This window comes from Paraburkholderia ribeironis, assembly GCF_900019265.1.
In the GTDB taxonomy this organism is placed as follows: Bacteria; Pseudomonadota; Gammaproteobacteria; order Burkholderiales; family Burkholderiaceae; genus Paraburkholderia; species Paraburkholderia ribeironis.
This window is the reverse complement of record NZ_CYGX02000025.1, coordinates 34,162-47,480: the sequence shown is the minus strand read 5'-3', so window position 1 is coordinate 47,480 and position 13,319 is coordinate 34,162. Positions and strand designations below refer to the sequence as shown.

The following is a 13,319-nucleotide window of genomic DNA, read 5'->3' as shown; positions in this document are numbered from 1 at the left end:
GTCCTGTTTGCCCGATCATAGTCGCAGCGGCGCCTGACGCGCGAGCATGCACGTATCGCGCAGGCCTCTAATGCTTTCAGGTTATGAAAAGATCGGAATTGATTATTAAAGGGTATGTCGCCGCTGCGGTAGAATTGCCGCCTTAAATCCCAATAAAAGCAACGGCGGCCGCTTGTCGGGAGCACACAACGCTCGCTGACAGCCTCCGCCGTTTCGTTTTTCCATGATCGAAATACGCAATATCTCCCAGCGGTTCGCCGGGCCCCGGGGCTGGGTCGAGGCGCTGCACAACGTCAATCTATCGATTCCAGCGGGCGAGGTGTTCGGCATCATCGGCCGCAGCGGCGCGGGCAAGAGCACGCTCGTGCGCACCATCAATCTGCTGACGCGCCCGTCCGAAGGCAATCTCGTCGTCAACGGCCGCGATCTGACCACGCTGCCCGCCGCGCAATTGCGCGAGGCGCGCCGCGAGATCGGCATGATCTTCCAGCACTTCAACCTGCTGTCGTCGCGCACGGTGTACGAGAACGTCGCGCTGCCGCTCGAACTGGCCGGCATGAAGCGCGATGAAATCGAAGCGAACGTGCTGCCGCTGCTCGAACTGGTCGGCCTGTCGGCGCAGAAGGACCGGTATCCGGCGCAGATCAGCGGCGGCCAGAAGCAGCGCGTGGGCATTGCGCGCGCGCTGGCGAGCAAACCGAAAGTACTGCTCTCCGACGAAGCGACGTCTGCGCTCGATCCCGAAACGACGCGGGCGATCCTCGACCTGCTCAAGCGCATCAATCGGGAACTGAACCTGACGGTCGTGCTGATCACGCATCAGATGGACGTGATCAAGCAGGTCTGCGACCGCGTCGCGGTGCTGGATGCGGGTCGTGTGGTCGAAGAGGGCAAGGTGATCGACGTGTTCCTGCAGCCGCATCACGAGGTCACGCGCGCGCTGATCGGCGACGTGATCGCGCAGGAACTGCCACCCGCGATGAAGGCGCGGGTCGCTCAACGCCTGAAGACCGGTAGCGGCCATCTGCTGCGGCTTGCGTTCACGGGCTCGGGCGTCGATCAGCCGATCCTGTCGGAAACGATTCGCCGCTACGAACTCGACTTCAACATCCTGCACGGCCAGATCGACGAGATCCAGGGGCAGGCGTTCGGTTCGCTCGCGGTGCTCGCGGGCGGCGAACCAACCAAGGTGGCGCAGGCGCTGACGTTTCTGCGTGAACAGGGTGTGGTCGTGGAGGAGCTCTCGCATGTGGAGTGAAATGTTCGATATGTTCGTCCAGTCGTTCTGGGAAACGCTCGTGATGGTGGGCATTTCCGGACTGGTCGGCGCTTTGGTGGGCTTGCCGCTCGGCGTGTTGCTGTACTTGACGGACCGTCAGGGCGTGCTGGAGAACGTCGCGGTGAATCGCGTGATGGGCATGATCGTCAATGCGGTCCGCTCGACGCCGTTCATCATCCTGCTGGTGGCGGTGATTCCGTTCACGCGCCTCGTGGTGGGGTCGTCGATCGGCACGGCGGCCGCCATCGTGCCGCTGACGATCGCTGCCGCGCCGTTCATCGCGCGTCTGGTCGAGACGGCGCTGCGCGAAGTCGATCGCGGGCTGATCGAAGCGGCGCAGGCGATGGGCGCGACCACCGGCCAGATCGTCTTCAAGGTGCTGTTGCCGGAATCGCTGCCGGGGGTGGTCGCCGGGTTGACGATCACCTTCGTGTCGCTGGTCGGCTATTCGGCGATGGCGGGTGCGATCGGCGGCGGCGGCCTGGGCGACCTCGGGATTCGCTACGGCTATCAGCGTTTCCTGCCGGAAGTGATGTTGACGGTCGTGGTGATCCTGATCGTCTTCGTGCAGCTGGTGCAGTCGTTTGGAGATTGGCTCGTGCGTCGTTTGAGCCATAGATAAACAAGGGCCATTGGAGCCCGCCAAACAGAATCGATAGATTGGATTCGAACAAGGTCATCATGCAACGTCGTTTCATTCTCAAGCTCGCCGCCGCGCTCGGCGCCGCTTCGCTGTTCGCTACCACGGTCCATGCCGACGAGACGATCAAGGTCGGCGTCACAGGCGGCCCGCACGCGCAGATCATGGAAGTCGTGAAGACGGTCGCGGCGAAGAATGGCCTGAACATCAGGATCGTCGAGTTTTCCGACTACGTGCAGCCGAACGCGGCACTCGCCGGCGGCGATCTGGACGCGAACAGCTACCAGCACGACCCGTACTTGCAGGCGCAGGTGAAGGACCGCGGCTACAAGCTGATTCGTGTCGCGGACACGGTGACCTATCCGATGGGGATCTATTCGAAGAAGGTGAAGACGCTCGCCGAACTGCAGTCGGGCGCGAAGATCGCGGTGCCGAACGATCCGACCAACGGTGGGCGCGCGCTGTTGCTGCTACAGAAGCAGGGACTGCTGAAGCTGCGTGCCGATGCGGGTCTGAAGGCGACGCCGCTCGACATCGTCGAGAATCCGAAGAAGCTGAAGATCGTCGAGCTCGATGCCGCGCAAATCCCGCGCTCGCTGAGCGACGTCGACGCTGCCGCGATCAACACGAACTTCGCGATGGAAGCCGGTTTGAAGCCCAAGCAGGATGCGATCGCCATCGAAGACCCGAAAGGTCCGTACGTGAACATCATCGCGATCCGCGAGGCTGACCGGAACAAGCCATGGGTCGCGAGGCTGATCGCGGCATATCATTCGCCGGAAGTGAAGCAGTTTGTCGACAGCAAGTTCGGTGGGTCGGTGATTACCTCATGGTGAGCCAACCGCCTTCAGGCATCGCAAGAGATGACGGCAATGCGCAAATGAAGGGCGTAAGTAGGAACCCGGGGTTGTCGCCCGGGTTTTTTTGAAATTAAAATAGTACGACCGTTCGATATTGCCGTCACGCCACTGAGGAGCGATATCCTTCTGCTAAAGCGCCCGCGAGCAGGCTGTCATGAAGGCAGTCGCTATAATGTTCGTTGGGTTGACGTATTCGTAACTTTGGAGCGTGTGCATGAAAATCCTGGTGCCAGTCAAGAGAGTGGTCGACTACAACGTGAAGGTCCGGGTCAAATCGGATGGTACGGGTGTCGACATTGCGAACGTGAAGATGTCGATGAACCCGTTCGATGAAATCGCGGTGGAAGAAGCGGTGCGCCTGAAGGAAGCGGGCGTGGCGACTGAAGTGATCGCCGTGTCGGCGGGTGTGACGCAAGCGCAGGAAACGCTGCGCACCGCGCTGGCGATCGGCGCGGATCGCGCGATCCTGATCGAATCGAATGAAGAGCTGCAGCCGCTGGCAGTGGCCAAGCTGCTGAAGGCGCTGGTCGACAGGGAACAGCCTTCGCTCGTCATTCTGGGCAAGCAGGCGATCGACGACGATTCGAACCAGACCGGCCAGATGCTGGCGGCGCTGGCGGGGTTGCCCCAGGCAACCTTTGCTTCGAAAGTGGTCGTGGCGGACGGCAAGGCAACCGTCTCGCGTGAAGTGGATGGCGGCGCCGAAACGCTGTCGCTGACGCTGCCCGCGGTTGTCACCACCGATCTGCGCCTGAACGAGCCGCGCTACGTGACGCTGCCCAACATCATGAAGGCGAAGAAAAAGCCGCTGGAAACGCTCAAGCCTGAAGACCTGGGCGTTGACGTCGCGCCGCGCCTGAAGATGCTGAAAGTCACTGAGCCGCCGAAGCGCTCTGCCGGTGTGATGGTGCCGGACGTGAAGACGCTGGTCGAGAAGCTGAAGACCGAAGCCAAGGTGCTTTAAGTAGAACGGCAACTATGTTGCATGGGACTGGAGTAAGCGCTAAAGCGCTAACTCCAGTCGACACGGAGACAGAGCAAATGACGAATCTGGTAATTGCAGAACATGACAACGCATCGATCAAGGCCGCGACGCTGAACACGATCGCAGCGGCACAGAAGATCGGTGGTGATATTCACGTGCTGGTGGCGGGCCACAATGCGCAGGCCGCAGCGGATGCGGCCGCGAAGGTCGCGGGCGTTGCGAAGGTGCTGCTGGCCGACGCGCCGCAACTGGAGCAGGGCCTCGCGGAAAACATCGAAGCGACCGTGCTGAACATCGCCAGGGACTACTCACATATCCTCGCGCCGGCGACCGCCTACGGCAAGAACATCGCGCCGCGGATCGCCGCGAAGCTCGACGTGGCGCAGATCAGCGACATCACCGCAGTCGATTCGGCCGACACCTTCGAGCGCCCGATCTACGCGGGCAATGCGATCGCGACGGTGCAGTCGGCGGACCCGATCAAGGTCATCACGGTGCGCACGACGGGCTTCGACGCAGTGGCGGCCGAAGGCGGCAGCGCACCGGTCGAGAAGATCGAAGCCGCAGCCGATGCAGGCATCTCGCAGTTCGTGAGCCGCGAAGTGACGAAGCTGGACCGTCCGGAACTGACGTCGGCGAAGATCATCGTGTCGGGTGGCCGTGGCCTGGGCAATGGCGAGAACTACACGAAGGTGCTCGAGCCGCTCGCCGACAAGCTCGGTGCAGCGCTGGGCGCCTCGCGCGCAGCCGTCGATGCGGGTTTCGTGCCGAACGACTATCAGGTCGGCCAGACCGGCAAGATCGTTGCGCCGCAACTGTACGTGGCCGTGGGCATCTCGGGCGCGATCCAGCATCTGGCCGGCATGAAGGACAGCAAGGTGATCGTCGCGATCAACAAGGACCCGGAAGCACCGATTTTCAGCGTCGCCGATTATGGTCTGGTCGGCGATCTGTTCACGCTGGTGCCGGAACTGGTTAGCGAACTCGGCTAAGCGCCGTAGCGCCGCAAAGAAGGCGTTTGGCAGCAAACGAAGGGCGCGGGACCGATCGAGTCCGGCGCCCTTTTTTTATATCAAGGCAGGAGGAGAACTCAAATGAGCTATACGGCGCCCATCAAGGACATGCTGTTCGTGTTGAAAGAACTGGCCGGTCTCGAAGACATCGCGACGCTGCCAGGCTTCGAGGACGCGAACCTCGAGACGGCACAGGCCGTGCTCGGCGAATCGGCGAAGCTGTGCGGTGAAGTGCTGGCGCCGTTGAACGTGGAGGGCGATCGCAATCCAAGCAGCTGGAAGGACGGCGTCGTCAGTGCGACGCCGGGTTTCAAGGAAGCCTTCCACCAGTTTGCTGAAGGCGGATGGCAGGGCGTGCAACATCCGCTCGACTACGAAGGCCAGGGCCTGCCGAAGCTGATCGCGACGCCTTGCATCGAAATGCTCAACGCGTCGAACCTGTCTTTTGCGCTGTGTCCATTGCTGACCGACGGCGCGATCGAAGCGCTGCTGACCGCCGGCAGCGAAGCGCAAAAACAGACCTATGTGCCCAGGCTGATTTCTGGCGAATGGACCGGCACGATGAACCTGACCGAGCCGCAAGCCGGCTCCGATCTCGCGTTGGTGCGCACGCGCGCCGAACCGCAGGACGACGGCTCGTTCAAGCTGTTCGGCACGAAGATTTTCATCACGTGGGGCGAGCACGACATGGCGAAGAACATCGTGCATCTCGTGCTGGCGCGCACGCCGAATGCGCCCGAAGGTGTGAAGGGAATTTCGCTTTTTATCGTACCGAAGTTCCTTGTCAACGAAGACGGCTCGCTCGGTGAGCGTAATGACGTGCATTGCGTGTCGATCGAACACAAGCTCGGCATCAAGGCGAGTCCGACTGCGGTGCTGCAATTCGGCGATCACGGCGGCGCGGTCGGCCACCTGATCGGCGAAGAGAATCGCGGCCTTGAGTACATGTTCATCATGATGAACGCGGCGCGTTTCGCGGTGGGCATGCAGGGTGTCGCGGTGTCGGACCGCGCGTACCAGAAGGCGGTCGCGTATGCGAAAGATCGCGTGCAGAGCCGCCCCGTGGATGGCTCCGCGAAGCAGCCCGTGGCGATCATCCAGCATCCGGACGTGCGCCGGATGCTCGCGACGATGCGCAGCCTCACCGAAGCGTCACGCGCGCTGGCGTATGTCGCCGCGGCGCATTGCGACATCGCGCATCGTCATCCCGACGCAGCTACACGCGCTGAACATCAGGCGCTCTACGAGTTCCTCGTGCCGATCATCAAGGGCTGGAGCACGGAGTTGTCGATCGACGTCACGAGTCTCGGCGTGCAGGTGCACGGCGGCATGGGTTTCATCGAAGAAACCGGCGCCGCGCAATACTACCGCGACGCGCGCATTCTGCCGATCTACGAAGGCACGACCGCGATTCAGGCCAACGACCTGATCGGCCGCAAGACCTTGCGCGACGGCGGCAAGGCGGCGAAGGCGCTGCTCGGCGGAGTGGCCGCAACGGTCGAAGCGCTCGGTTCGCAGCAAGGCTCGGCATTCGGGTCGATGAAGCAATATCTGGCCGAGGGTCATCGTGCGATGAGCGCGGTGGTCGATTTCGTCGTGGAGAATGCGAAGGGTGATCCGAATGCGGTGTTCGCCGGTAGCGTGCCGTATCTGAAACTGGCCGGCATCGTGCTGGGCGGCTGGCAGATGGCGCGCGCGCTGCTCGTGGCAGCTCACAAGCGCGACGAAGATCCTTCGTTCTACGGCGCCAAGATCGCGACCGCGCAGTTTTATGCAGAGCATGTGCTGCCGCAGGCGTCGGCGCTCGAAGCGTCGATTGTCAGTGCGAAGGGTGGCGAAGGTGTGCTGGCTTTGTCGGAAGATCAGTTCTGATGCGACGCTCGCGGCGGTATGCGTCGGCATGAAAACAAACGGCGCCTCACGATGTGAGGCGCCGTTTGTTTATGGGGCTGATTATTGGCCTGATTCGCGCGCCGGCCGGTCAGCACCACCGCCTACCGGGGCCAATGCGAGGGGCAATGCGACAGCGACAGCGACAACGCGACGCGCAATGAGCGTCGCCGACGCGGCTTCACGCATAAGCCGGCCGAGGCGTACCCGTGGTCTCGCCGAGATAGCGATGCACCGATAGATCGTCGGCCTTGATGGCCGGCTGCTTGCCCGACATCACGTCGGCCAGCAACTGTCCCGAGCCGCACGACATGGTCCAGCCCAGCGTGCCATGACCGGTGTTCAGGAACAGGTTCGCGACCGGCGTGCGGCCGACGACCGGCGTGCCGTCCGGCGTCATCGGCCGCAGGCCGGTCCAGAACGAGGCTTGCGACGTGTCGCCGCCGCCGGGGAACAGGTCGTTCACGCACATTTCGAGCGTCTCGCGGCGCGCCCGGCGCAACGACTTGTCGAAGCCGACGATCTCCGCCATCCCGCCGACGCGAATCCGGTCGTCGAAACGGGTGATCGCGATCTTGTAGGTTTCGTCGAGCACGGTGGAGACAGGCGCAGCCGCTTCATTGACGATTGGCGCGGTGATCGAATAGCCCTTGAGCGGATACACCGGAATCTTCACCAGACCCGCGAGGAACTGCGTCGAGTACGAGCCCAGCGCGACGACGAAGGAATCCGCACGCACCAGCTCGCCGCCGCATTGCACGCCGGCGATACGTTCGCCCGTCATCGCGAGGGCGTCGATCGGCGTGTTGTAGCGGAATTTGACGCCCAGCTGCTCGGCCAGTGCGGCAAGACGCGTGGTGAACATCTGGCAGTCGCCGGTTTCGTCGCCCGGCAGCCGCAAACCGCCTGTCAGCTTGTGCGACACCGCGGCGAGAGCCGGCTCCGCACGCACGAGTTCAGCGGCCGATAGCAATTCGTACCGCACATTGGCGTCCTGCAGCACGGCGATGTCTTTGGCGGCGCCGTCGAACTGCTGCTGGGTGCGGAACACCTGCAGCGTGCCGCCCGTGCGGCCTTCGTACTGGATGCCGGTTTCGGCGCGCAGCGCCTGCAGGCAGTCTCGGCTGTATTCGGCGATACGGACCATCCGGCCCTTGTTCACCGCGTAACGCGACGCCGTGCAGTTCTGCAGCATTTGCCACATCCATTGCAGCTGGAATTGCGTTCCGTCGAGCCGGATCGCCAATGGCGCATGCTTCTGGAACATCCACTTGACGGCCTTCAACGGCACGCCAGGCGCGGCCCATGGCGACGCGTAGCCCGGCGAGATCTGGCCGGCATTGGCGAAACTCGTTTCGAGCGCCGGGCCGGCCTCGCGGTCGATAACGGTCACTTCATGACCGGCGCGTGCGAGGTAATACGCACTGGTCACCCCGACGACGCCACTGCCCAAAACGACGACTCGCATAGCTGCTCCAGAAGATTCGGAAAAGTTTGGAGGGCGCTGCGCTCGTCGATTCGTTGGATTTCATTCGATTCACGAGGTGTAATGCGGTTCGCCCAGTGTTAACCGCTATACTATGGACAGTCAGGTAGGTTTTGTTATCGTATTTTCATAATTTTCAGCAAAAACACCATGCGCACACAACGCCAACCGGTCCGGGCCCTCGACAAGCTCGATCGAAAGATCCTGCGGCTCCTGCAGCAGGACGGCCGCATGGCCATGAAGGACCTGGCCGAACAGGTCGGGCTGTCGGTGACGCCGTGCATCGAACGGGTCAAGAGGATGGAGCGCGATGGCGTGATCATCGGCTACTACGCACGTGTGAACCCGACGGAGCTGGGTGCGGCGCTGCTGGTGTTCGTCGAGATCACGCTCGATCACAAGAGCGGCAACATGTTCGACCAGTTCCGGCGTGAAGTGCAGAAGATTCCCGAGGTGCTGGAATGCCATCTCGTGTCTGGCGACTTCGACTATCTGATCAAGGCGCGCATCGGCGAAATGGCCGACTACCGCAAGCTGCTCGGCGACATCCTGCTGCAATTGCCGGGCGCGGTGCAGTCGAAGAGCTACGTGGTGATGGAGGAAATCAAGGAAACGTTGACGATTGCGGTGGGCGATTAGGCGCGCCAGTTGCCACTGCGACGCCAGGCTCGACAAACGGCGTAAACACTGTATATTTATACAGGTGTTTGCGCCGTTCATGTTTTGCGTGGCCAGCCCGTGACTAACCCCGATATCCATTCCGCTCGAGAATTTCCGATCGCGCCGCCCGCGCCCCGCAAGGGGCGCGGGGCGGTGACGAACCTGCAAGGCCGCTATGAAGTCGACCAGCGCGAAGCCGTGGACGACGGTTGGCTGCCGGCAGCAGAAGAAGACCACGAGTCCAAGGTCTTGCGAACCCAGGTTTTCGAGGAGCGCGCGAAGACCATTCTCACGCGCAACGCGTCGCCGGATATTCCGTTCAGCGTGTCGCTGAACCCCTATCGCGGTTGTGAACACGGTTGCATCTATTGCTTTGCGCGGCCCACGCATAGCTATCTGGGGTTGTCGCCGGGGCTCGATTTCGAAAGCCGGATCTACGCAAAGATCAACGCGCCTGAGTTGCTCGAGCGCGAATTGTCGAAGAAGTCCTACGAACCAGAGCCGATTGCGCTGGGCGTGAACACAGATGCGTGGCAGCCCGTCGAGCGCGACCTACGTCTCACGCGCCGGGTGATCGAGGTGTTGAGCGAACGCAATCAGCCGTTCGCGGCCATCACCAAATCGTCGCTGATCGAGCGTGATATCGACCTGCTCGCGCCGATGGCCGCGCGTGGGCAATTCATGGCGGCCATCACCATCACGACGCTGGACGCCGAGATGGCGCGCACGCTCGAGCCGCGTGCGGCTACGCCATCGCGTCGGCTACGCACTATCCGCACGTTGAGCGAGGCGGGCATTCCAGTCGGCGTCAGCATTGCGCCTGTCATCCCGTTCGTCACCGAGCCGGACATGGAGCGTGTGCTCGAGGCTTGTGCGCAAGCCGGTGCGAGCAATGCGAGCTATATCGTGCTGCGCTTGCCGTGGGAAGTTGCGCCGCTGTTCAAGGATTGGCTCGCTGCGCATTTTCCCGACCGCGCCGATCGTGTGATGAGCCGCGTGCGCGATATGCGCGGCGGCAAGGACTATGACGCGTCTTTCGCCACGCGGATGAAAGGAGAGGGCTTATGGGCGGATCTGCTCAAGCAGCGCTTCCATCACGCCGCACGGCGTTTGGGATTGAACCGGCGCGACCGCGGCATTCTCGATATGTCGCATTTCCGGCGGATCGAACCGTCGCGTGCGGACGAGCCGGCTCGCGACGGTCGTCAACTGGATCTTTTCTAGCGGGTCACTGCGAAATCGCTTTGGCCGCTTCCACCTGACTTTCGAAGTAGGTTTGGAACGCGAGGGCGAGGCCGGTCATTAGCAGAAATGCGCCGATCAGCAGCGAAAAGATCACGACGAAAATGACCGTCCAGCCGGAGCGGCTTTTGCGTTGCGCCTGCGCATTGAACTGCGCGTCCCATTTTTCATCAGGGCGCAATCCATAGACGATCGCGGCGAGAAACGCGGAAAGCAGCGAAACCGCGCCGAAAAAAGCCAACACCCAGCCGAGTATCGAAGCCCGCTCGCTTGCCACCAGCAGCATCACGCCAGGAATGCCAATCAATGTGCCGATCAGATGGGCCCAGCCGAAAATGTCGCGTTTGCCGAACAGATAGAAGCGGTGGGCGCCGAGGCTGCCCAGCAGGAACGCCAGCGCGGCGGTAATCGTCTTGGATCTGAAGCGGGTGGGAGTCGAAACAAGGGTGGACATGTAGGCGTGGGCAGAGTGACAGGCGGTCGAAAGGAGCGGCGCGCCGATCGGGCGCGGACCGACGCGCATTCTACGCCCGCCGGGCGTCGACGGTCACGCGGCGGGTAAAGAGGAGGGCAAAGCGGGGAGGGCAAAGCGCGGTCTTGGCAAAATGAGCGCGTTACGGGCAATTCGCGCGTGGCTGGCGCGAGGGCTGGCCGGCCCGAAGGGAGGCAGCGAGGCGCCCGGACTCCGGCACCCCGGTCGCGTGCGCCGTCGAGCCTACGGCGCCGAGTACGTCACGCGATAAATCGCGCCGGCGTAATCGTCGCTGATCAGCAGCGAACCGTCGGGCAACGGTAGTACGTCGGCGGGGCGGCCCCAGACGGCTTCGCCGGGCTGCAGCCATCCTTCGGCAAAGACCTCTTGACGCGCTTTGCTGCCGTTTGGTTCGGTGATCACGCGCACGACACGGTAGCCAACCTTCGTGCTGCGATTCCAGGAACCGTGCTCGGCGATGAAAATATTATTGCGGTACGCGGCAGGAAACATCGAACCGTCGTAAAAGCGCATGCCGAGCGCTGCGACATGCGCGCCCAGCTTGACCACCGGCGGCGTCAATGAGCTGCACGGACGATCCTTGCCGAATTTCGGATCGGGCGTATCGCCGCCATGGCAGTACGGAAAACCGAAATCCATCCCGGCACGCGGCGCGCGATTGAGCTTGTCGTCGGGCACGTCGTCGCCCATCATGTCGCGACCGTTGTCGGTGAACCACAGCTCGTGCGTCAGCGGATGCCACGCGAACCCCACCGAATTGCGTATGCCGCGCGCCACGACTTCATAGTGATTGCCGTCAGGGTCCATGCGGCCGATCATCGCGAACCGGTTGCGGTCTTTCAGGCACACATTGCAGGGCGCACCTTGCGGCACGTACAGCTTGCCGTCCGGGCCGAAAGCGATGAATTTCCAGCCGTGTTGCGTTTCGGTGGGCAGGGTGTCGATCACGACGGCCGGCTTGGGCGGATCGTTCAGGTGAGCGTCGATCGCATCGAAGCGTAGGATCCTGGACACCGCCGACACATACAGTGCGCCATCGCGCCACGCCACGCCGGCCGGCATGGCTAGCCCGGACGCGAGCACGTGGCGAGCCGTCACGCGGTCGTTTTGCAATTCCAGCGCGTAGACGTGGCCGTCGAGGCTGCCTACGTAAAGAATGCCCTTCGGCGACAGTGCCATCGCGCGGGCAGACGGGACGGCGTCCGACAAGACCTCGATGCGAAAGCCCGGCGGCAGTCTGATGCGCTCGACCGGTAGTGCGGCACCCGCCGACACGGCTTGAGCGGCGAGCCACGCAGCCGCTACCGAGCGCAATGCCCGGATTCGAACTGGGTGCGCAAGGCCGGGAAACCGCGAGGAGACGCGAAAGGAGGTACGAAAATGAGCACGAAAACAAGCAGGAAAACAAGCAGGAAAACAAGCAGGAAAAAAAGCAGGAAAAAAAGCAGGAAAAAAAGCGCTGGGCGGCAAGAGTTTCACGGGCGCTCCGTCAGGTAGTTCGGGCGTTTGAGCGTGGTCCACGGCGCCTGTCCAGATGGCCGGCGCAGCGCTGCCGCTCAGTTTATCCCGGTAAGTGTTTGTTATGGCGTCGGTTTCCCGCTATAATCGCGTGTTTCAGTTGTTCCGAACCCCGGTTTTCAAGGATTCTAGTATGGTCATCATCCGCTTGGCTCGTGGCGGCTCCAAGAAGCGCCCGTTCTACAACATCGTCGCAACCGATTCGCGTAACCGTCGTGACGGCCGCTTCATCGAGCGCGTTGGCTTCTACAACCCGGTCGCGACGAAGGGCGAAGCACTGCGTATCGCTCAAGATCGCCTGACGTACTGGCAAGGTGTTGGCGCACAACTGTCGCCGACCGTCGAGCGTCTCGTGAAGGAAGCGCAAAAGGCGCAGCCGGCTGCTTAATGGTAGCTCGCGTGCGCATCGTCGTCGGTTCGGCCGGCGGCTCGCGCAGCTTGCGTGAGCAGTTCGATGCGCGAGTTGTTGTATTGAAGCAGACGTCGAAGCTGGCAGCGAGGTTTTCATATGTCTGAGCGTGATTCCAGTAGTTCAGGGCGCGCCAAGGCAGCTCCGCGCGCAAAGACGTCTGGTCAGGCGCCGTTCGGTGCATTCGTCCGCAAGCCGGTCGAACGAGCCGCCGGCAGGGCGCAAGCCCAGCTTGCAGAAGCCGGTTCCGGCGTAGCAGAAATGCGCGCAGAAACGGCGGAAAGCTGGCCGGCCGATGCGGTCGAGGTCGGCGCGATCGTCGACGCTTACGGCCTCAAAGGCTGGGTCAAGGTCGCCGCGCATGCGGATGCCGGCCGAGGCGGCGACGCTTTGCTGAGCGCGGAGCGCTGGTGGCTGCTGAAAGGCCATGAGCGCAAGTCGGCGCCGTCATTGCAGGCGAAAACGCATGGCGACAGTGTGGTTGCCCATCTGGGCGGCGTCACTGACCGTGACGTGGCGCAAGCACTGCGCGGCTCCCGCGTGTATATCCGCCGCAGCGAATTTCCGGCCCTCAAAGCCGATGAATTCTACTGGGTCGATCTGCTCGGCCTGGATGTGGTGAACATTGCCGGGGTCAACCTCGGCAAGGTTGCAGACATGATCGACAACGGTGCGCACTCGGTCATGCGTATCGAATACCCGGCTACCGACAAAAACGGCAAGCCGGTCGCAGGCGAGCGCTTGATCCCGTTCGTCGGCGTCTTTGTCAAAACGGTGGACCAGGCGGCGAAGCAGATCATCGTCGAGTGGGAAGCCGATTACTAAAGTCATTCGCTGAATGGAG

Annotated in this window: 13 protein-coding genes; 10 read left to right on the top strand and 3 right to left on the bottom strand. The window is 62.4% G+C overall.

The window, feature by feature from the left end; all coding sequences use genetic code 11:
* Window positions 1-223 precede the first annotated feature (223 nt).
* The 6 genes from BN2475_RS12020 to BN2475_RS11995 all read left to right on the top strand — a co-directional run bounded on the left by BN2475_RS12020 (window position 224) and on the right by BN2475_RS11995 (window position 6,649).
* Window positions 224-1,258 (top strand): methionine ABC transporter ATP-binding protein, encoded by a 1,035-nt coding sequence (locus tag BN2475_RS12020; RefSeq protein ID WP_094779743.1) that lies wholly within the window; start codon window positions 224-226, stop codon window positions 1,256-1,258.
* On the top strand, window positions 1,248-1,901 hold the full coding sequence (locus BN2475_RS12015; RefSeq protein WP_094779742.1) for a methionine ABC transporter permease: 654 nt from the start codon (window positions 1,248-1,250) through the stop codon (window positions 1,899-1,901). Before BN2475_RS12020 ends, BN2475_RS12015 begins: the two co-directional genes overlap by 11 nt.
* A gap of 59 nt (window positions 1,902-1,960) precedes the next feature.
* Entirely contained in the window at window positions 1,961-2,755 is a 795-nt protein-coding gene (locus BN2475_RS12010) for a MetQ/NlpA family ABC transporter substrate-binding protein (protein ID WP_094779863.1), read from the top strand.
* Between the two features lie 238 nt (window positions 2,756-2,993).
* On the top strand, window positions 2,994-3,743 hold the full coding sequence (locus BN2475_RS12005) for an electron transfer flavoprotein subunit beta/FixA family protein (RefSeq protein WP_094779741.1): 750 nt from the start codon (window positions 2,994-2,996) through the stop codon (window positions 3,741-3,743).
* 77 nt (window positions 3,744-3,820) lie between these two features.
* The gene (locus BN2475_RS12000) at window positions 3,821-4,756 is read left to right on the top strand and encodes an electron transfer flavoprotein subunit alpha/FixB family protein (protein WP_094779740.1); all 936 of its coding nucleotides are present in this window, start codon (window positions 3,821-3,823) and stop codon (window positions 4,754-4,756) included.
* Window positions 4,757-4,858: 102 nt separating this feature from the next.
* Window positions 4,859-6,649, top strand: coding sequence for an acyl-CoA dehydrogenase (locus tag BN2475_RS11995; RefSeq protein WP_094779739.1), 1,791 nt, complete (start codon window positions 4,859-4,861; stop codon window positions 6,647-6,649).
* Between the two features lie 199 nt (window positions 6,650-6,848).
* Here the strand turns inward: BN2475_RS11995 and BN2475_RS11990 are convergent, their stop codons facing one another.
* Window positions 6,849-8,135: a D-amino acid dehydrogenase gene (locus BN2475_RS11990; protein ID WP_094779738.1), complete on the bottom strand. Its 1,287-nt coding sequence runs from the start codon at window positions 8,133-8,135 to the stop codon at window positions 6,849-6,851.
* Window positions 8,136-8,303: 168 nt separating this feature from the next.
* Between BN2475_RS11990 and BN2475_RS11985 the strand changes: the two genes are divergently transcribed.
* Together BN2475_RS11985 and BN2475_RS11980 are read left to right on the top strand one after the other, a co-directional pair.
* Window positions 8,304-8,792, top strand: a complete 489-nt coding sequence (locus BN2475_RS11985; RefSeq protein ID WP_094779737.1) for an Lrp/AsnC ligand binding domain-containing protein — start codon at window positions 8,304-8,306, stop codon at window positions 8,790-8,792.
* 99 nt (window positions 8,793-8,891) lie between these two features.
* The gene (locus BN2475_RS11980) at window positions 8,892-10,037 is read left to right on the top strand and encodes a PA0069 family radical SAM protein (protein ID WP_094779736.1); all 1,146 of its coding nucleotides are present in this window, start codon (window positions 8,892-8,894) and stop codon (window positions 10,035-10,037) included.
* Between the two features lie 4 nt (window positions 10,038-10,041).
* Here the strand turns inward: BN2475_RS11980 and BN2475_RS11975 are convergent, their stop codons facing one another.
* A complete protein-coding gene (locus BN2475_RS11975; protein ID WP_094779735.1) occupies window positions 10,042-10,509 on the bottom strand; it encodes an NINE protein in 468 nt (155 codons plus the stop codon).
* Window positions 10,510-10,770: 261 nt separating this feature from the next.
* Window positions 10,771-11,871, bottom strand: a complete 1,101-nt coding sequence (locus BN2475_RS11970) for a PQQ-dependent sugar dehydrogenase (protein WP_094779862.1) — start codon at window positions 11,869-11,871, stop codon at window positions 10,771-10,773.
* Between the two features lie 328 nt (window positions 11,872-12,199).
* Here BN2475_RS11970 and rpsP point away from each other — a divergent pair, with 328 nt between their 5' ends.
* Together rpsP and rimM are read left to right on the top strand one after the other, a co-directional pair.
* A complete protein-coding gene (rpsP, locus tag BN2475_RS11965; RefSeq protein WP_025600315.1) occupies window positions 12,200-12,454 on the top strand; it encodes a 30S ribosomal protein S16 in 255 nt (84 codons plus the stop codon).
* Window positions 12,455-12,574: 120 nt separating this feature from the next.
* Window positions 12,575-13,300 (top strand): ribosome maturation factor RimM, encoded by a 726-nt coding sequence (gene rimM / locus BN2475_RS11960; RefSeq protein WP_094779734.1) that lies wholly within the window; start codon window positions 12,575-12,577, stop codon window positions 13,298-13,300.
* Window positions 13,301-13,319 lie beyond the last annotated feature (19 nt).